Source organism: Pseudomonas sp. P9_31 (assembly GCF_034008235.1).
Taxonomy (GTDB): Bacteria; Pseudomonadota; Gammaproteobacteria; order Pseudomonadales; family Pseudomonadaceae; genus Aquipseudomonas.
Map to the genome: position 1 here is coordinate 1,441,517 of NZ_CP125375.1, position 20,418 is coordinate 1,461,934.

Here is a 20,418-nt window from a genome sequence, read left to right on the forward strand (position 1 = left end):
ACCTCTTATCCTCGCCTGTTCAAACAGCCTTTTTTCGTTGGAGATGCTCGGTTACCCGAGGACGCAGATCCAGGACACGCTGCATCTTCCCTTTTACTACAGTTTCGGTTTCCTCCAGCCGACGGCGAGTTCCAGCTGCTAGCGCTATATGCTTGCCACCGAGATTTTCAAGCTCCTCCAAAGCCGAATCATATTTCTTTTTTTCAGTATTCAGAAAGTCACTCAGCAAATAGACGCCTTGTTCTACCAACTCAAGATCTCTTGGTCCAAGTGTGTCATTAAGCGCCTCAGTCATTTCTACACTCAGGCGAAAGAATGCAAGAAACTTTTCCAGATGAGTACTTTTGCCGGTCAGCGTATCAGCGGCCCCAATCGCCCCGGCCATCAATGTTTCCTTGTTTCCGTCCGTTTGCCGCGGGTCGTATTTCTCTAGTATTTTTCTAATCTCAGTTCTTATGCGAACTGGCTCTGCATCTTTTGTGATATCGCCCAAATCGTAGTCGTCGCTTTTCGGTAAGAGCGGGTATCCGAAAGCGTTTTTCTGGCCGGCGCTGTCAATTGCATTACCAGCTACATCCGCTGCCAAGGCAGCCGTCCCAATACCAATCGTTGAGCCTGCCGCCACGTTGCCGCCGGTCACGAGCGTGCCGGCAGTTATCGCCAAACTACCAACGACACCTGCGATCATTGCAGACGCCAAGACATTGACCAATGTGAGCGCAGCCCTTTTACCACTGGATTTGTAGATATCCCTGGTCCGGTTAAGGTTGTTGAATTGATAAATCGACTTGTTCAGCCTGGATTCGACCGTTGTAAGCAGATTTGAGTAGCGATCAATGACGGCCTTCAGTTCATCCGGCGTTCGCTGTTGCCCGTCATCATCGAAATAGTTCGTCGGATTGTTCCCCACAAACCCATACAGATTCAGCCCGTCCACATCTCCTGCCGGATCGGCGCTGACCCAGCGTTGCAACCATGGCGCGTAATATCGCGCGCCGTAGTAGTACAAGCCGCTGACATCCATTTCCTTGCCCGAATAGCGGATGATTTTGTAGACGACTTCGATCAACGAGCGCGCCGCCATCCACGCGGTGGCGCCGAATGGGTAGTAGCCTTCGTGGCTGATCAATTGCGCCTGTTGGTCCAGTTCCATCAGGCAGGAGCCCAAGTGATCGTCCAGGCTGTAGCGCAGTTGATCGCTGCCGATGTTCGCCGGGTCGTTCTCCCAGTGCAGGCAACGGACGCTGCCGAAGCCGGCGGTAAGGGTGATGACGTGCAGTTCTTCGCCGTTGTCTTTGGTGCGGATCTCCAGTCCCGGCAAATAGCGCACTTCGTGAATGTGACTGGTTTTCGCGGTATGGGTTTCGTGGCGTTTATAGACCCGCACGCCCTGGCTGTAGCGGTAGTGTTCTTCGTCGTCGGGGCCGTTGTCGCGATGGACCAGAGTCACCGAGGTCAGTTGATCGCGAGCGTTCCATTGCATGGGCTGGCCGGGTTGCAGGGCCAGCAGGTTGCCGTGGCGATCGAACAGTCTGTCGAATTGCGGGTCGGGATCCCCTGGGGTCCAGCGCACGCCACGATTGCTGGCTGGGTCGATGAACATCTCGCGGGTATGACAGGCACCCTCGCGCACATGGCAGAGCTTGATCAGATTGCCGCCGTGATCGTAGTCGTAAGTCTGCGTGTAGTTGAGCCGGTTGTTGGGATCGGTTGGTTGGGGCAGGCCCGGAATGTCCGAAGGCGGGCCGTCGTCGTAGCCGCTGGCGCTGTGCAATCGGTACAGCGAGTCGTACCTGAATTCGCGATGGCCATCGACCCGCTGATTGGCGAAATGGCTGGGCGTGAACACATGGTCGAGGATGCGGGTAACGTTGCCCACCGGGTCGTATTCGTATTCGAAGTCCTGAAGGGACGGCTGCTGATTTTCTTGTGCAGATTGCCGCTGCAGACGTGCATCGGTCGGGTCGTAGCGCCAACGGCTGATTACGCCGTTACCCGCCTGTTGCTCAATGATTTGCCCGGCGGCGTTGTACTGCGCGTCCTGCAACACGGGTTGCCAATCGGTTTGCCCCTTGAGCCGCAACTGCACCTGTTTGATTTGCCCGGCGAGGTCGTAGCGCGATTGTTGCTGGTGTTCGCCGGCATCGATCTGCTCCAGAACGGCGCCCAGCGGGTTGTAGGTGCGGTGGCTGACAAAGGCCTTGGCATCGTGAAAGGTGCGGGTTTCGCCCAGCGGCTGCCCGAGCAGGCCGTAGCTGCCGAGGCGCAAGGTGCCCGACGGATCCACCAGCGCAAGCAACTGGCCACGCAGGTTATGACCGGCGTCGGCCGAGGCATCGGCGTAGGTGAAGGTGTCGACATCCGGCCGGGCGTTTTCCTCGACGGCCACCACGCGCAGCTGATTATCGTAGGTCATGCGCCAATGGCTGCCGCGCTCGTCCCAGCGCTGCGACGTCTCCCCGGCCAGCCCCGGCAGGCTCAGGCGCCAGCCGGCATCGACGCTGTCGATTTTCAAGGGCGTGCCGCCCAACCCGTAAACGGTGGTGATGTTGGGCGTGGGCAGGCGCGGATCCTGTTGCGTCACCCGCCGCCCGGCAACGTCATGTTGCTGGCGGGTTACCAGGGCAGCAGCCGTTTCACCGGCAACCGTGCGCAGATAAGCGACCTGGCGAACCGGCAAGCCTCGGCCGTCGCTCGCCATGAGCGAAGGCGTGCGCCGATGAACCTTGACAGACATCAGTGCAAAGTGCTCTGTTGCGGCGGTGAAGGCTCAGCAGTGTCATTGAAGTCTTCGCTGATGTGGTACCAGGGATGATACGTCTCGCGGGAGAAATACCCTTTGGCGTTGATCAGCTTGATCGCGCGGCCCGGCACGTCATAGAACAGCTGATCGAAATAGCCAAGCTGGTGCAGGGACTGGTCGTCGACATAGCCATGGGTGTTGGCGAAAAACGGCCTGAACTGTCGAACCGGCAGGCCTTTGTTGTTGTATTCGACCCGTTCGCTGATGCGCCAACGCGGGTCGGTGAATACCTCAAGATACTGACCATTCTCGATGATCAGCTTGCCGTCGGCGTCCACCGCATAAGCCATGCCGGGCTCGACCAGTTGCTGGGTTTGCAGCGCCCGGCCGAAGCCGTCCACGCAGGCTTTGACGATCTGGATCTGTGCCGGAACCGGATCGTCGGGGTAACGGTCGGCGCTGAGGACGACGCTGTGTACCGGCTCGCGGCGAACCGTGGCGATGAGTTCGCTCAACGCTTGTCTCGACACAGTCAGGTCGGTGCCTTGCTGCAAACGTTGGCGGGCGCTGGCGCAAATGTGTCCGCTGGGAAGGACATCACCGTTGGCGATCCATTCGGCGAGCAGTTCGGGGCTGACGGTCGGCGGCAGTTGCCCCATCCAGCTGAACAGATCCTTGCGCAACGTGCTGGCGGCTTTTTGAATGGCATCCACCGGGTTCTCGATGGCCGGGTCCGGGCGATGATCCACCGGGCGCACGAACTCGCTCAGCGATCTGAAGCCTGCGTCGCTACCGTTTTCGGTGCCGTAAAAACTGATGGCCAAGGGCTGCCCGGACGGTTCGTAAATGGCTTCCTGAGTATTGTCGTTGGCATCGATGATGCGCACCGGTTGCAGTGCGTGATAGTCGTATTCGATCCGGGTGGTACAGCCATCGGGCAGTTCGACGCTTTTGATCGCCAGACGGTAGGTGTCGTATTCGGCTTTCGTCACGCCGTGGCTGGGCGTCTCGTGGTACTCGAGCACTTTGTAAAAACCGTCGAGATTGTCGTACTTCGCGAAACCGTAGCGGGCGGACCACAGGTTGTCTTCGTCGTCGGCCGGCGGCGGTGTTTCGAACAGCAACTTCATAGGGGTGTAACCGATTTTCGCCAGCTCGTCCCGGATGTCGAAGGGTGGCGGCAGTTCGCTGTAGGCGTCCAGCGCGGTCTTGTCCAGTTGCGCGACCTCCAGCGGGCCGGTCAGGGCTTCGTATTCGGCCTTGCCATCGGGCATCAGCGACTGATCTTCGGTCTTGAGGTAACGCTGCACCGACTGTTGGGTCAGCACTCGCAGGGCATTCCACTCGCCGGAATCCTGATGATCGGTAATTTCCTTAAACGTAATTTTGTCCGGCTCAAGGCCGCCGGGCAGCGAGCCTTTGGGCAAGATCAGCGCATTGGCGCGCTGCTCATAGGGCAAGCCCAATCGCCGATGCTGCGGATCGGCATCCAGATCGATGAACCGGGCACGGGTCTCGCTCAGGTAGTACGACTGCTGAGCGTCGTCATGGGCGTCGCACCACCACTGTTGTTCATCGGAGTCGGTAAAGGGCGGGGTGTCCCCTGCGGTTCGGCGGCGTGCGTAGCTGATGGCCACCGAGTGGGTGGGCAGACCATATTTGCTCCAGCGCAGATTGATTTCATGCTGGCACAAGGGGTCGTCGATAAATTGTTCGTACCGGTAGCTGATCTTCTCTACCGGTAGAGGCAGGATGATTGCATCGGGATAGTGATCACCTTTAGGTCGCACCTGGCGCACCAGATAGCGATGTTCTGTGACCGTGTAAGGCTGTGCCGTGAGCGGGTCGTCTTCGCCGTTGTAGGTTTCGACTCGCATGAGCGTCCCGGACATCCCACGGGCGATTTCATACTTGATGGTTTCGTCGGGTGGCGGGAAGGGCACATCGCACTCGTTGATGGCGTCATATTCGCTGAGCAATGTCTCTCCCAGCGGGAATGCTTCGGGATCCCTGTCGAAATAGCCGTCACGTGGCCTGTCCATGAACTGGCCGATAATGAACCAGCTACGGACCCGGGTTTGCGCCGTGAAGCCGACATCATCATCGCCCGTGGCACTTTCGCTGTCGGTCTGTTCCAGATAGCCAAAGCCCCGGTACTCACGAGCAAGCGGGTCGTAATAACCCTCGCGGTACTTGACCCCCTGGCTCAGGCAGTTGCCGGTGATTTCGTCCAGCTGCAGTTGCCGACTGACAACCTGCACATTGAGCGGCAAAAAGCACGCCGGGACTTCCTGCGGTTTTGCAAGAAGCCGTTCCTGCTTTTCATCCAGCCATTCCTGCGCCGAACTGCGGTAGACGACGCGGGCGCTGCATCCCATGTTGTTGTTGCTGGATGTGATCAGATAGGGCTTGGCCGACACAAAGTCGTAGCGCCAATGGCGCGGTTTCATGTGCGGCACCGTCAGGATCAGGCTGGCACAGCCCAGGCCTTGCAGGTCGGCGAACGTGACCTCGCACAGTCGGTCGTATCGCACGCCCACAGGCCATGGCACGCTGATCGGGTCTTTTTCCAGGCCTTTGCCGCCACGATTCAGGTAAATCTCGAACGCATCGGATTTCAGATAGATCAATGCCGGTGCGCCGGATCCGTCGAGGTCGGCGATCCGCACCCGTGCGCAATCGAACTCGTCGTACTTGAACTCAGGACCGCTGAGCACCCGCCCCTTACCGAACTTGCCGTGCCCCAGATTAGGCCAGCATTTGATTTCGTCGTGGCGAATGCGGCACAGCTCGGTCGTGTCGCTGCCCAGCAGGTTACCCAGAAACACCAGTTCGCTGGCGGCATTGCCGAACAAGGGCAGCCGGTCATCGCCGGGCTCATGGGGAACCTCTTCGGCCTGCTGGAAACCGTCCTCTAGGTTGTTGCGGTAAAAGCGCACGGAGCGTGGCCCGATCACTGCCAGCGAAAGAAGCCCCTCGCCAGCCAGGTCGCCCAGCTGTGAGTACGCACTGAAAAACTCTACCGGGAACTGGGCGAAGGTCTTGAATTCGGCCCATGTGCGATCTGCATTCAACGTGCGCAATCCACTCAAGCCCGGTTGGGCCGTGATCCAGTCGAGACGGCCATCGCCGGTCAAGTCGGTCAGTATCTGCAGCACAGGCTTACTGCGGTTCGCCACCGGAATGTTCTCCAGCGCTTTCCACGGGCTGTAGCCGATGTCATCAGGCCCTGACGCGGCGCGCATCGGTTCCCGATAATACCAGCACTGGTCATGGCGGCAGAGAAAACCCGGCAAGCCTTCGCCGTAAAGGTCGACGCATTGGTAGAAACCGCCATCCTCGATGCCCGGCATATTGTCGGGTTCGAGCAACCGTACTGGCGTTTTGTTGAGGCTGAAAGGTGAATGCTCGAACTGCACCGGCGGAGTGTTTTCCACAGCGCCGCTGGCATCCCAGGCCTGATAGTGGGCCGAGGTGATCTGGCTGTAGCTCCATTGCGGTGTGTTCTGGTTGTACTTAAGCAGTAGCCGCCGAACCAATGCCGGTTCGGCGCCCAATTCGGCGGGAAAGTGGTGAAACATCAGCACCTGCTGACAGAGCCGGCGTGTGCCCACTTCAAAACCGTGCCCAAAGGCCGAAAAGGCATCCGGACGGGTCAGCCAGGGTTGCAGAGTGTAGCCGTCATAGGCGGGTTTTTCGGTCAGTGAAAGGGTGCGTTCACCGTAGTCGAACAGCAAATGAAAATGCCAACCCAGATCGGCCGGGGTTTCGACCGTCCAGGTGTACAGGTCCTGGCTGGCGGTGAAGTTGCCGTATAACGCCCGACGCAGGTAACGCTGGGCGCGGTAGTCATGGACGGGGTCGGGGTCTTGATCGTCTGCCTTGTAATCGAAACAAATATGCTCGCCGTGGGCGGTCATGCTTTCGCAAAGCAACCAGACACCCACGCGTAGCGGATCGTCAGGGGCCGCTACGCGCGAATCCGCTGTTTTGCCGTACATATGCAATGAGCCATCGGCGTCGTATACAAGCCAGAACATGGGCTTGTGCTCGTCAGGCGCCAGGCTTACCGGCTGCCAGCGCTCCCTGATGGTGAAAACACTTTCGACCTCTGGCGAATAACGGACCACCGAGTGAAGACCGATGTCCTTGCCGTTGAAGCTGCTTTCGAACCGGGACTTGATCGTGCCGTCCGCATTGCGTTCGGGCATGCAGATCTGGGCATCGTGACCGATGATCTCGTCATCATCGCCATAACGCGGCACGCCCTTGTTGGTCCGGCGCCGGATTTGACCGCTGCCCAGATTCCAGCCAATGCCGAACGGGCCGTTTCCAGACTGACTGCTGTAAGTCAGCGACAACTGCGGGGTGGCGGCGCGGGCGCTGGAAATGGGCAGTGGCAGCTGGAACGACGCTTCGCCGGTCGGGCCCACGGCGCTGAAACCCTGGCCGATCATGGCGATCGAGGAGCTTTTAGTGATGGAAGGCGTGGTGATGCTGAGGTCTTGATCGGCCATGGTTTCATCCAATGCGCACGCGTTGGGCGTGGGTGGATTAACGCTATCAAGGTTGAGGCGGGACGTAACCTGTCATATCTGACAGGAGAGGGCTGCTTTTTTTAGATTGAGTTGGCCAAGCGCAAAGTTTTTCTATCGCGAACGGTTGGAACGCTGGATAAAAAAACGGCCGGGTCATCCATAACGATGAACCGGCCGTGCGGGCAGACTGAAGCGCTTACTGCACTTCTACCGCCAGGCTTTCACTGATCTTTTGCTGCCAGATGGCAGGACCGGTGATGTGTACCGACTCACCCTTGCTATCGACTGCAACAGTGACCGGCATGTCTTTGACGTCGAACTCGTAGATCGCTTCCATGCCCAGTTCGGCGAAAGCCACCACGCGGGATTTCTTGATCGCTTGCGCCACCAGGTAAGCCGCGCCGCCGACCGCCATCAGGTAAACGGCTTTGTGGTCCTTGATCGCTTCGATCGCGGTCGGGCCGCGCTCGGATTTGCCGATCATGCCCAGCAGGCCGGTTTGCTCGAGGATCTGACGGGTGAACTTGTCCATCCGCGTCGCCGTGGTCGGGCCGGCAGGGCCAACCACTTCTTCGCGTACCGGATCAACCGGGCCGACGTAGTAGATGAAGCGACCCTTGAGGTCCACCGGCAAGGTTTCACCCTTGTTCAGCATCTCGACCATGCGCTTGTGCGCGGCGTCGCGACCGGTGAGCATCTTGCCGTTGAGCAGGACGGTTTCGCCCGGCTTCCAGCTCTGCACTTCTTCCGGAGTCAGGGTGTCGAGGTTGACGCGACGGGCTGACGGGCCGGCTTCCCAGACGATTTCCGGGTAGGCGTCCAGCGGTGGCGCCTCCAGCGAGGCCGGGCCGGAACCGTCGAGCACGAAGTGCGCGTGACGGGTGGCGGCGCAGTTGGGGATCATGCACACCGGCAACGAAGCGGCGTGGGTCGGGTAGTCCATGATCTTCACGTCGAGCACGGTGGTCAGGCCACCCAGGCCTTGGGCGCCGATGCCCAGTTGGTTGACCTTCTCGAACAGCTCCAGGCGCATCTCTTCGATACGGTTCTGCGGGCCGCGTGCCTTGAGCTCGTGAATGTCGATGGACTCCATCAACACTTCCTTGGCCATGACGGCGGCTTTCTCGGCGGTGCCGCCGATGCCGATGCCGAGCATGCCCGGTGGGCACCAGCCGGCGCCCATGGTCGGAACGGTTTTCAAAACCCAGTCGACGATCGAGTCGGACGGGTTGAGCATGGCCATTTTCGACTTGTTCTCGGAACCGCCGCCCTTGGCTGCCACGTCCACTTCCACGGTGTTACCCGGAACGATGGAGTAGTGGATAACGGCCGGGGTGTTGTCCTTGGTGTTTTTACGAGCGCCCGCCGGGTCGGCGAGGATCGAGGCACGCAGGACGTTTTCCGGCAGGTTGTAAGCCCGGCGCACGCCTTCGTTGATCATGTCGTCCAGGCCCATGGTGGCGCCATCCCAACGTACGTCCATGCCTACGCGTACGAATACGGTGACGATGCCGGTGTCCTGGCAGATCGGGCGGTGGCCGGTGGCGCACATGCGCGAGTTGATCAGGATTTGCGCGATGGAATCGCGGGCTGCCGGCGATTCTTCACGCAGGTAGGCCTCGTGCATCGCCTGGATGAAATCCACGGGGTGGTAGTAGGAAATGAATTGCAGGGCGTCGGCAACGCTCTGAATCAGGTCGTCTTGCTTGATCACGGTCATCGAGTCGCGCTCCTCTAAAAGACGGGAACATTCAATAAGGTGCTTGCAGCTTGGGTGCATCGGTCGGTTGCAAGCACCTTTCTAAGGCACGCCGGGCATGCTGGCGCGACGCTAAAAAGGCGCGGCAGTATACCGCGCCTCGATGGCGGGCACATCCGTTGACAGTCAAACGTTGGTCGCATACCGCCCACCTATGAATATTGGCGAATGGCCTTTGTGGCGAGGGGGCTTGCTCCCGTTCAGCTGCGAAGCAGTCGTAATGGATTTATCGCAGTTCAATTGAAAGAAGGCAGAGGGCTGCTTCGCAGCCCAGCGGGAGCAAGCTCCCTCGCCACAGGATTATCTCGAGATGGGGTCATGGTTTTGACGCCAGCTTTTTTGCCCCTAAAATTGAATGGTCATTTATCAGACACGCCACTAAAGTGGCATTCGGTCTGTAGAGTAGAGACGCTCCGACAGCCTCCTTCCTCACGGTGAATCAACGATTGACCCATAACGCCATCCAGCGGCTTTTGCTTAAACGCTTTGCCCTCGCGGCCGGCACCTACGCCCTGGCTTTGCTGCTGCTGTGGCTGGCGTTTTACACCGGCCATTACGATGACTCGGTCACCGGCATGGTGATCGGCAGCGTGTTGGTGGGGCTCAGCCAGGGGGTGTTGTTCGCGGTGTTTTACAGCGGCGCTAACCTGCGTTTCTCTGATCCCAGCCTGACTGAAGTGCAGATACTGCTGGGGCTGGGTTGGCAAACCTGGCTGATCGCCCATCTGGACGAGGCTCGCGGCGCGTTTCTGGTGTTTTACCTGCTGATTCTGTTATTCGGGCTGTTTCATCTTTCGCGCATGGCCATTGTGCGTTGCGCGTTGCTGGTGTTCTTCAGTTTCAGCGCCATCACCTTGTGGAAGGGCTACCACTTTCAGCTGACCGACCCGACGCTGGCCCTGTTACAGGTGTGCGTGCTGTTTGTGGTGCTCGGCTGGCTGGTGCTTTACGCCCGCTACGTCCAGATGTCACGCCAGCGTATGCGTCAGCGGCGGTTCGCCTTGCAGGCGCATCAGGACACCCTGCGCGGGATGATGCGCCAGCTCGAAGACCTGGTGGCGACCGACGAACTCACCGGGCTGTTCAACCGCCGACATTTCCTGCGTCTGGCCTCCCGCGAGTTGAACGCCATGGACGCCGATGTGGTGCATGGCCTGGCGTTGATCGACCTCGACCACTTCAAACGCATCAACGATGTTCACGGCCATGCTGCCGGCGATCAGGTGCTGCAAGCGTTTGCCGGGGTGGCCACTGCCTGCCTGCGCGATGGCGATATCCTGGCCCGCTATGGCGGTGAAGAGTTTGTGGTGCTGTTGCCCGATTGCGATGCCGAGCGCCTGACGGCTTGCTGCGAGCGGTTGCGCATGGCCTTCATGGATGTCGAATTGGTCGGCCTGGATGTGCGCAACCTCAGCCTGTCGGCGGGCATGACCTTGTTGGAGCTGGGCGACGATCTGGATCACGCCTTGCACCGCGCCGATCAGGCGTTGTACCGCGCCAAGCGCGATGGCCGCAACCGTTGTGCGGCGGCCTGGGAGAATGTCGATGCCTGAGTTACGGGTCGGCGCACGCCAATGGACGGTGGCGGCGGGCAGCAACCTGCTCGATGCCTTGAATCAAAACGGTGTGTCGGTGCCTTATAGCTGCCGCGCCGGTAGTTGCCATGCGTGCCTGGTCAAATGTGTCGAGGGCTTGCCCGGCGACAGCCGTCCCGATGCCTTGAGCCATGAACAGCGCCAGCAGGGTTGGCGCCTGGCTTGTCAGTGCCAGGTGGTCGACGATTTGCAAATCGAAACCTTCGACCCGCTGCGCGATGGCCTTGCCGCTCAGGTGGCCGCCAGCGATTGGCTGAGCCCCAGCGTGTTGCGTTTGCGCCTGACGAGTGAGCGACCGTTGCGCTATCAGGCGGGGCAGCATCTGGTGTTGTGGGCGGGTCAGGTGGCGCGACCGTATTCCCTGGCCAGCCTGCCGGAGGAGGACCGCTTTCTGGAGTTCCACCTCGATTGCCGCCAACCGGGGGAATTCAGTGATGCGGCGCGTCGCTTGAAAATCGGCGATCCGATCCGCCTCGGCGAGTTGCGCGGCGGGGCACTGCATTACGACCCGGACTGGCACAGCCGACCACTCTGGTTGCTGGCGGCCGGCACCGGTCTGGGGCCGTTGTTCGGTATCTTGCGCGAAGCGTTGCGTCAGCATCACCAGGGCGCCATCCGCGTTATTCATCTGGCCCATGATGCCGGTGAGCATTATCTGGCCAAACCCCTGCAAGCCATGGCCGACGGCCGTGAAAATCTGAACGTCGAGCTCTGGACCGCGGCCGAGTTGCCCGCGGCTTTGGCGCAACTGCGCCTTGTTTCCCGGCAAACCCTGGCCTTAGTCTGCGGAGCCCCCGACAGCGTCGATGCCTTTGCCCGGCGCCTGTACCTGGCCGGTTTGCCGCGCAATCAACTGCTGGCGGATGTCTTTCTACCCCATGGTTGAGCGCAGATTTTTTGTGGCGAGCGAGCTTGCTCGCGCTGGGCTGCGCAGTGGCCTCAAAAGTTTGTGAGCGCTGGGCACTCAAGCGCGAGCAAGCTCCCTCGCCACCGTTGATCCTCTCAGATCAGGACACGCCATGCCCGATGCCATCCAGTTTGAACGCGAGCGCGGTTTACTGACCCTGCGCTTCAACCGCCCCGAGAAGAAAAACGCCCTGACTCGCGCCATGTACAGCCACTTGGTCGAGGCCCTGAAGCAAGCCGACACCGACCCCGACATCAATGCGGTGCTGATTACCGGTGGTGCTGAGTGTTTCACCGCCGGCAATGATATTGGCGATTTCCTCCAGCAACCACCCAGCGACCTCGACAGCCCGGCATTCCACTTCATGCTCAGTTTGCTTGAGTGCCGCAAGCCGGTGATTGCCGCCGTGGCCGGTGCGGCGGTGGGGATAGGTACGACGATGCTACTGCATTGCGATCTGGTTTATGTCAGCACGGATGCGCGGTTGCGCATGCCCTTCGTCAATCTCGGGTTATGCCCGGAGTTCGGATCCAGCCTGATTTTGCCGCGGTTGCTCGGGCATGCCAAAGCGGCAGAGTTGTTGTTGCTGGGCGAAGGTTTCAGCGGTGAACAGGCTGCCGCGTGGGGGATTGCGACTGAAGCCTTGGGCAGTGGCGAAGCGGCGTTGGCCAAGGCGCGGGAGATGGCGTTGCGTTTTGACGAGCTGCCACCAGAGGCGGTGCGCATCAGCAAGCAATTGATGAAAGCGCCGGATCGGGAACAGTTGCGCAAGGTTATGGAAGAAGAGGGCGCATTGTTCACCCAGCGGCTGCGCTCGCCGGAAGCGATTGCGGCGTTGTCGGGGTTTATCGGCAGACATTGAATGTGTGGTGATCGGGCTGGCCTCTTCGCGAGCAGGCTCGCTCCCACAGGGTTTTATGGTGGTCACATGATTTGTGAACAACTCTGGCCAATGTGGGAGCGAGCCTGCTCGCGATGAGGCCCGCCCAGGCAACACAACTTTCGGATCAAAAAACCAAAAAGCCCCGCCATTCACATGGCGGGGCTTTTGTTTTTCGTACAACCGATCACTCAGACCATCTTGTCGCCAACGTGCAGGATTTTCATCCCGTTGGTACCGCCGATGGTGTGGTAGCTGTCGCCCTTGGTCAGGATGACCCAGTCGCCTTTCTCGACGACACCGCGCTTGAGCAATTCGTCGATCGCGGCCTGGCTGACTTGCTCAGGTGGCAACGATGCCGGGTCGAACGGTACGGTGTAGACGCCACGGAACATCGCCGCGCGGGCCTGGGTTTCGCGGTGCGGGGAGAACGCGTAGATCGGCACCGAGGAACGGATGCGCGACATGATCAACGGCGTGTAGCCACTTTCGGTCAGTGCGATGATCGCCTTCACGCCCGGGAAGTGGTTGGCGGTGTACATGGCCGCCAGGGCGATGCTTTGGTCGCAGCTTTCGAAGACCTTGCCGATGCGGTGGCTGGAGGTCTTGCTGGTCGGGTGCTTTTCAGCGCCGATGCAGATGCGCGCCATGGCTTGCACGGCTTCCAGCGGATACAGGCCGGCAGCACTTTCGGCCGAGAGCATCACGGCGTCGGTGTAGTCGAGCACGGCGTTGGCTACGTCGGACACTTCGGCGCGGGTCGGCATCGGGTTCTGGATCATCGACTCCATCATCTGGGTCGCGACGATCACAGCCTTGTTGTGGCGGCGTGCGTGCAGAATGATTTTCTTCTGAATGCCCACCAGCTCGGCGTCGCCGATTTCCACACCCAGGTCACCACGGGCAACCATCACCGCGTCGGAGGCCTTGATCAGGCCGTCGAGGGTTTCGTCGTCGGCCACGGCTTCGGCGCGTTCGATCTTCGCCACCAGCCAGGCCGTACCGCCGGCTTCGTCGCGCAGTTGACGGGCGTATTCCATGTCGGCGGCGTCACGCGGGAAGGACACCGCGAGGTAGTCGACTTCCATCTCGGCAGCGAGCTTGATGTCGGCCTTGTCTTTCTCGGTCAGGGCTGGTGCCGTCAGGCCGCCGCCGCGACGGTTGATGCCTTTGTGGTCCGACAGCGGGCCGCCGATGGTCACGGTGCAATGCAACTCGGTGGCGGTGGCGGTATCGACGCGCATTACTACACGGCCGTCGTCGAGCAGCAGCTCGTCGCCCACGCCGCAGTCTTTCACCAGGTCCGGGTAGTCGATGCCGACCACTTGCTGGTTGCCTTCGGTCAACGGGTGGCTGGTAGAGAAGGTGAACTGGTCACCGATCTTCAGCTCGATCTTCTTGTTGGCGAATTTGGCGATACGGATTTTCGGGCCTTGCAGGTCACCCAGCAGGGCGACGAAGCGGCCGTGCTTGGCAGCGAGGTCACGCACCAGCTTCGCGCGAGCCTTGTGCTCGTCGGGGGTGCCGTGGGAGAAGTTCAGACGGGCGACGTCCAGGCCAGCCAGAATCAGCTGTTCGAGAACTTCCGGCGAGTTACTGGCCGGGCCAAGGGTAGCGACGATTTTGGTACGACGAACGGACATGCAAAGACTCCTGAGTTCAAGCGCTCGCAGAGGCTACTATGCTCTTGGGGTGTAGTCATTGTTCGTTTGCACTACTTTTTTTGAAGAACTTGGCTATTGGTTTCTTTATTGAACGCGACAGCTTGGTGCAAATGCTCCTGAAGATTTCCACCCACGGGTCGATACAGAGCGCAAGACAGGAGATCCCCCATGCGATTCGTGCTCATTGCCGCCCTTGCCCTCAGTGTTGTGGGCTGCACCCGTTGGTCGATGGACCATCATTTGAATAATGCCTACAGCGCCTACGAGCGCGGCAACTGCGAGCAAGTGATGCTCGAACTGTCCAAGGTCGATCGCGACAGCCGTTCCCGTCGCTACGTGCAGCCGGAAGTGTCGATGATGCGCGGTCAGTGCCTGGAGCGCCAGAAGCTGTTCATTGATGCGGCCCAGACTTATCAGTTCATCATCGCGTCTTACCCGCAAAGCGAATACGCCTACCGCGCCCGTGCCCGTCTGGAAACGTTGGAGAGCCTGGGGCATTACCCGACCCGCAGTGCGACGGTGGTGCGCCCGACCCGGTTCTGATTGAAGGCAGCGTTCAACGGCTGGCCGGCCGGCGTGGGTGAGCTATAGTCGAATAGATCGGTTTAGAGCCTTGTTTCTAATCGAGGTAACACCTGTGATCGGCAGCGGACGGATGGACTGTCGCACCGGGATCGGGGAGAGCGCGGCTCATGCCTATAAAGCAATAGAGCAGGCCCCGTTCCGAAGCATTAGTGCGGCCCTGCTTAAGGGCCTTGCATGGCGACTAACGCATGTTCACTGACCGCCGGATCGAGCGGCATCAACTGCCGTATTTTCTCAAAGTGTTCAACAGCGTCACCGACAAGCCCATCGGCTTTCTGGGCAATCTGTCCGAAGACGGGCTGATGCTGATCAGCCAGTTGCCGATCATGGTGGGTGCCGACTTTGACCTGCGCCTGAAAATCCCCATGGACGGCAACTGCCAGCAGGTGATCGACCTCAATGCCTGCTGCCTGTGGTGCCACGAAGACGCAACCCCCCACCACTATGACGCCGGGTTCAGCCTGCAACGGGCACCGCCGGAGTATGGGCAATTGGTCTCGGCGTTACAGCAGTACTTCAGCTTTCAGCCGCTGCCTGCCTCGGCCTGAAGGCTGCGGCGCTTTCACTGTTGCTATCGCGAGCAGGCTCGCTCCCACAGTGGTAGGCGTTGATCACAACGCTTGTGTTCAACTCAAATCCCCTGTGGGAGCGAGCCTGCTCGCGATGGCGTCAATACAGTCGCCGGATATTTAAAGGTCAGGCCGTAGCAATCGCCCGCTCGTTATCCAGCGACCGCTCCACCAGCATCAACCCCAACTCACTCATCCGATAAATCGCCATCGCCAGATGCCGCGGCTTGTCGTCCAGGCTTTCAGCCAGGTCGAGCAGCAGAATGCTGACCGTCGAAAAGGTTTCGTAGGTCTCGATGGTCAAGGCTTCGGGGTTGGCATCGGGGACAACGGTGAACATTTTCATGGCACGGTCCTGGGATGAGCGCGACGGGGCGGTGTCGGGTTTTAGGTAGTGGTCGAGGGCCTTTTCGGCGGCGTCGTGGAGTTTTTTTGAATCGAGGGTGGCGTAGGGGGAAACCGGGTCGGTTTCGGGGGGATTGGGTGTGGCTTTGAACATAGTGATAACCCGTAGTTGGGGCCTTCACCACTTCGCGACTAAACGAATGGGTGGCGGCTGGACGCAGGTTAGTCGACCGGGGGGTATCACCAAAAACCGGCGCGCCGAAGCGCCCTGCGCACAGCCACCATCGAGTGCGGGGATAGGGAGTACCCGACTTGATGACGCTTATACACATTGGTGACACACCCCCGGGCGACTAAACCCGACCACTGATTGGCAGCGGCACGGATCAAGTTACGGGACAGGCACAAGGCGCACAAGCCGGCGGATTCTGGCGGATCTGTAGGCAATGGCGCAACCCGTTGTAGCCGAGGGATGACGGCGTTGAAAGCTTCTGAAATACACCTTTACCGTGGATTACCGTTTATTGGAACTGTCAGATCTGTCAGGTGCGGGGGCCAGATGGATTGGCATTCAATAGTTCAAGAACGCTTCCGGGCAGAGTTTCCAAAATCGTGAAAATAACGGTGTCAGTCATGGATATAAACGATGATGTCAAAAAAAATCTGCTTGGTAATGCACTGGAAGAAATACGCCTTACTGACGATATTGAAAAAGAACCTGAAGTCGTTGAACAGCCAGCTGATGTGACTCTTGTTGTTGATTCGGGACAAAAAGAAAATGATTTGTTTGTGTTGACAACGTTGCGTGTGACAAAAGAGAGTTATTGGGCAGAACTTGAGGTGGAATACTCATGGGATGCAGCCGGGAAATTATTTACTTGTCAGGCAAAGCGATACAGGGCTTTGAGCAATGGCAGGCATTCCGGCAACGTATACCTGTCTATGAGTTCGGCAGGCAGTTGGGGGTATTCAGAACTGAGTAACGACGATGCCACCCAGGATGGTCAATGGCACACCATCAGTGGAGGCAGCTCCGTAGCAGGTAATTCCGATTATGCGTGGATAAACTTTCAATACATATATGACAGAGCGGGTACGTCGGATGTTCCGATGAACATAGGTGTGAGAGTGTCATATACAGTTCCTGCCCCAACCTTCAAACCGATCAAGAATGTTCCTGCTTCCCCTTTTACGATGACAGGGGGCGGAGGCATATACGGAGCCGGTACCGTACGCATTCGTAATGCCTATAGTTACGAGGCCCCCACCGCTGTTATCCAACCTGATGGGAGTTGGAGCGCGAGTGTCAAATTCCCGGCCGGTCTTGTGAGTTTGGATACACAAGCCTGGCAACAAATAGGTAGTAAGTTATCTACATACACAAACAGTCCGACTATCTATCTGGCGACGCTCACTTCGCCAGCCCAGGGCGATGTATTGCCCATTAGCGAAGTTATCTTCCGTGGTACCGCCGCTCCAGATTCTACAATGGCAGTGGTGAGGGCGGATTATGGGGATGTCCTGGCCCAACCCGTTCTCGTTCCCTCATCCATGGCTTGGCAGTCACCCATGACTGCGCAGTGGCCCAGCGGGCGCTTGACGGCGACCGCAAGTTTTACCTATCCCGGCTTCACGCCGGGTTACACATTACCCGTCACCTTTACCGTTTTAGGAAATCCGGCCATTAGTTCACCTGCCGATGGTTTGACTCAGGAACGGACCTTTTCCGTCAGTGGTAACAATCGGTTGCCCGGCGCCGCAGTTGCAGTCCTCATCGATATGACAGACACCGTGGTCGGTAATGGTGCCGCGGCGCAGGCGGGTACCTGGAGCGCCAACGTGACGTTAGAGCCAGGGCCAAGAAGGCTGGTGGCACGGCAGACCCACAGCGGCAAGACTTCCGGGCGTGGCGTCTCCCAACTGTTCCTGATTCGACCGCCCGAACCGACCCTGTTATCCAGGCCAAAAGGGGAAGGTGTTGAGCTGTACGGCACCGGCTATAACGGTACCGGCGTTCAAATGCACATTCATCAATCTTTTACCGCCAACTTTTACTTTGATGCACCGGTCAACTCGGGTAACTGGACGAAGGATATCCCGGAAACTTTTGTACCGGGCAGCTACAGATTCACCGGTAAACAAAGCGTTTCCGACGGGGGGAGCGGGCGTATTTACAACTCCAGTTGGACTGATAATCTGTCTGTCAACGTCCCTACCCCCGTACCGACGAACGTGACCGCCACCGTCAACGGGCAGAGGGCTACCTTTGCCGGCAGAGGACGTCAGTGGGGCACATATGAGGTCAAGATCGGCATTTACAACAATGGTGTCGCCCTGGCCGGCGTGCCACAGGCCACCGTGCGGACCAACCTCATCTGGGACACCACTGCAACTGCCGATCTTGCGCCTGGCGTTTACACCAACCTGACCGCACGGCAATGGGTGAACAATCGGTGGTCCGGCGAGAGTGCCAAAATTGCAACCATGACCATCCCTTCGCCTCCCCCCGTATTCAGCAATCCACCGTCGAATGTCCCCTCCGGACAGCGTCCGCAGATTTCCGGCAGCGCCTGGCCAGGGTCGGCCATCGTTTTGAAAATTCCGGGAAAACCGGATGTACCGCTGACGGCCACGGGCGGCACGTTTACCCTGAACGCCACCGAAGAGTGGGCGCCGGGCACCTATACCCTCACGGCCACAGCGGCTTTCGGCGGTGGGCAGCCATCCTCACCGGGCACGCGAACGTTTACGGTTAAATCCCCGGTGCCGATTATCACCACGGCCGACAATGCCGAGGTCGATCTTGTTCCGGTCATTGAGGGGACAGGTTTCCCGGGCTGTTGGGTGGTTATTTATTCGCAAGCCACCCATCAGCCATTGGGGAGCAACCAGGTGCGCCCTGACCGTGGATGGACGGTGACGCTGGCGGAGCAAGCCCCGGCCAGTTTGACTGTTTATGCCATCCAGCAGGACGCTCAATTCAGCGAAAACAAATCCGACCGGACCGCAGCGCAGACGGTGAAGGTTCGCGTGCCGAAGCCCGGGATAACGGTGCCGGCGCCAAACGGCAGGCCGGCGCGGACGTCGACGTTCACAGGCACAACGACTGCGTCGCAGGGCACCGTCGAGTTGTCGATCAAGGGTGAAAGCCAACCCTTCATTAAAGACATTCCATTGAAGCCGGACGGCAGTTGGGAGGAAACGCTGACACTGTCGGTGGGGCCGAAAACCGTGGAGGCCAGGCTTCGTCAAAAGACATACCTCAGTGAACCGTTCGAGCGTGTCGTCACGGTGGTGCCAGCCGTGCCGGTGATCGACACACCCCGTAATGGCGAAGCGCTGGGCCGTCTGCTAAGGATCTCTGGATTCGGTTATCCGGGGGATACCGTGCATGTCCAACGGACAGGCAGTGCTTACAACTTCGCCCCCGTCACGGTGAAGGAGGATGGCACCTGGTCGGCCAGCTTCGAGCACAACATGATCGCCACCAACGGCATCAAGGCATTTGCGCGAGCCGGTGCGGGGCTGGACTCTCTCGCGTCATCCACGAGTACTTTTCTTTTGCTTGGTCCGGCACCGCAAATCACCGAACCCCTGACCGGCGACTGGGCCGGGGTCCGGCCGCTGTACAGTGGCCTGGCCACGCCTGGGGCCAGCATCACCGTCGCTTCATGGTTCAACGCCGAAGACGTGCTGGCGCCGGCGACGGAGGCCGATGCCTATGGGCGGTGGGCCGTGGTGGGCAACAAGGACCTGCCCGTCGGCGCGGCGCGGGTGATCGTGCGTCAGACCGTGGACGGCAAGGCTTCGGAGTGGGCCGAGAGCGGGCGCTTCATGGTGGAGCGCAAGACTGCCCAGTTTGAAGCGCCCACCGTGCAGTTTCCGCTCGTGGAGCAAGAGGTAGGGCGGCGGCCGATGTTCTCCGGCGGGGGGGAGCCGGGGGCTGAAATCTTCATCTGCAAGGTGAATGACATGAACACGGTATTGGCGACGACCCGGGTGGATCGCAACGGGAAGTGGGCGGTACGCTCGCAGATCGAATTGCCGGTGGCGGAAAGCGTTTATACCTATTCGGTGCGTCAGTCACGCGATGGCGTCGTGTCGAAGTGGTTGTTGCCCAACCGCAACGTAAAGGTGATCCAGATGCCTGTCGAAAGGGTGATTGTCGATCAGCCGGTGAACGATGCGGCGCAGGAGCTCGAACGGCGGCCGGTATTCGGCGGAAGGGGCATCGCCGGAGCCGAAGTTCAAGTGATTGAAGATCAGACAGAAACTGTTTACGCCACCACAACGGTGAACGCGCAAGGCTATTGGTCAGTGCGCTGTGAAGTTGAGCTGACAGTGCAAGAGACTGCCCATCAGATCAATGTCCGGCAGTCCATGGATGGTCAAGATTCGCCTTGGCTGAGCACTGCCATCAGCTTCAAGGTTGCCGATGAAATTGACCGCCCCGAGATCGCCAGCCCGGTCGCGGACGCCCAGATATCCCCTCACGAAGTGATCCGCGGCACGGCAATGCCGGGGGTGGAAGTGCGGCTCTACAGATCGGGCAACGGCAATGTCATATGGGGCAAAGGTGTTGCCGATGCGCTGGGACAATGGGTGATCGTGACCGGTGGGCTACCACTGGGGGGCTTCAGGATGGGAGGGAAAGGGTACAAAGACACCTTGCAATCCCCCTGGATGCTCGAGCGTGATTTCACGGTGATCGATGCCGGCTGACGCTTTGCTGTTTCCTTCAGATCTGGCCCTCTTGTGAGGGCCATTTTTTTGTCCGCTTCAAATGGCATTCATGGCTGCGCGTTCTGATCAGCGGTCATCTCACCTGTCAGA

General features: G+C 59.3%; 11 protein-coding genes. 6 read left to right on the forward strand and 5 right to left on the reverse strand.

The features are described 5' to 3' along the window. Positions 1-19: 19 nt before the first annotated feature. From QMK51_RS06575 to QMK51_RS06585, 3 genes are all read right to left on the reverse strand, one after another. On the reverse strand, positions 20-2,737 hold the full coding sequence (locus tag QMK51_RS06575; RefSeq protein ID WP_320393504.1) for an RHS repeat-associated core domain-containing protein: 2,718 nt from the start codon (positions 2,735-2,737) through the stop codon (positions 20-22). Then, positions 2,737-7,260 (reverse strand): SpvB/TcaC N-terminal domain-containing protein, encoded by a 4,524-nt coding sequence (locus tag QMK51_RS06580; protein ID WP_320393505.1) that lies wholly within the window; start codon positions 7,258-7,260, stop codon positions 2,737-2,739. The genes QMK51_RS06575 and QMK51_RS06580 overlap by 1 nt, the downstream gene beginning before the upstream one ends. 217 nt (positions 7,261-7,477) lie before the next feature. Continuing rightward, positions 7,478-9,001, reverse strand: coding sequence for a fumarate hydratase (locus tag QMK51_RS06585; protein ID WP_007938826.1), 1,524 nt, complete (start codon positions 8,999-9,001; stop codon positions 7,478-7,480). Between the two features lie 485 nt (positions 9,002-9,486). Here QMK51_RS06585 and QMK51_RS06590 point away from each other — a divergent pair, with 485 nt between their 5' ends. The 3 genes from QMK51_RS06590 to QMK51_RS06600 all read left to right on the forward strand — a co-directional run bounded on the left by QMK51_RS06590 (position 9,487) and on the right by QMK51_RS06600 (position 12,404). Then, positions 9,487-10,593, forward strand: coding sequence for a sensor domain-containing diguanylate cyclase (locus QMK51_RS06590; protein WP_258699369.1), 1,107 nt, complete (start codon positions 9,487-9,489; stop codon positions 10,591-10,593). Continuing rightward, positions 10,586-11,521 carry an iron-sulfur-binding ferredoxin reductase gene (locus QMK51_RS06595; RefSeq protein ID WP_258699370.1) on the forward strand — a complete coding sequence of 312 codons (936 nt, stop codon included), beginning with the start codon at positions 10,586-10,588 and terminating at the stop codon, positions 11,519-11,521. The genes QMK51_RS06590 and QMK51_RS06595 overlap by 8 nt, the downstream gene beginning before the upstream one ends. A 133-nt stretch (positions 11,522-11,654) precedes the next feature. Then, positions 11,655-12,404: an enoyl-CoA hydratase-related protein gene (locus QMK51_RS06600; protein WP_320393506.1), complete on the forward strand. Its 750-nt coding sequence runs from the start codon at positions 11,655-11,657 to the stop codon at positions 12,402-12,404. A gap of 209 nt (positions 12,405-12,613) precedes the next feature. Here QMK51_RS06600 and pyk read toward each other — a convergent pair whose 3' ends face one another. Then, the gene (pyk, locus tag QMK51_RS06605; RefSeq protein WP_320393507.1) at positions 12,614-14,065 is read right to left on the reverse strand and encodes a pyruvate kinase; all 1,452 of its coding nucleotides are present in this window, start codon (positions 14,063-14,065) and stop codon (positions 12,614-12,616) included. A 189-nt stretch (positions 14,066-14,254) separates the two neighbouring features. On the opposite strand from pyk, the gene QMK51_RS06610 reads away from it, so the two are divergent. Beyond that, complete coding sequence (locus tag QMK51_RS06610) at positions 14,255-14,629, forward strand: tetratricopeptide repeat protein (protein ID WP_258699373.1); 375 nt, start codon at positions 14,255-14,257, stop codon at positions 14,627-14,629. 230 nt (positions 14,630-14,859) lie between these two features. After that, the gene (locus QMK51_RS06615) at positions 14,860-15,219 is read left to right on the forward strand and encodes a PilZ domain-containing protein (protein WP_258699374.1); all 360 of its coding nucleotides are present in this window, start codon (positions 14,860-14,862) and stop codon (positions 15,217-15,219) included. Between the two features lie 148 nt (positions 15,220-15,367). On the opposite strand, the gene QMK51_RS06620 is transcribed toward QMK51_RS06615, so the two are convergent. After that, positions 15,368-15,739 carry a DUF6124 family protein gene (locus QMK51_RS06620; protein WP_258699375.1) on the reverse strand — a complete coding sequence of 124 codons (372 nt, stop codon included), beginning with the start codon at positions 15,737-15,739 and terminating at the stop codon, positions 15,368-15,370. Positions 15,740-16,218: 479 nt separating this feature from the next. On the opposite strand from QMK51_RS06620, the gene QMK51_RS06625 reads away from it, so the two are divergent. Beyond that, entirely contained in the window at positions 16,219-20,307 is a 4,089-nt protein-coding gene (locus tag QMK51_RS06625) for a hypothetical protein (RefSeq protein ID WP_320393508.1), read from the forward strand. Positions 20,308-20,418 lie beyond the last annotated feature (111 nt).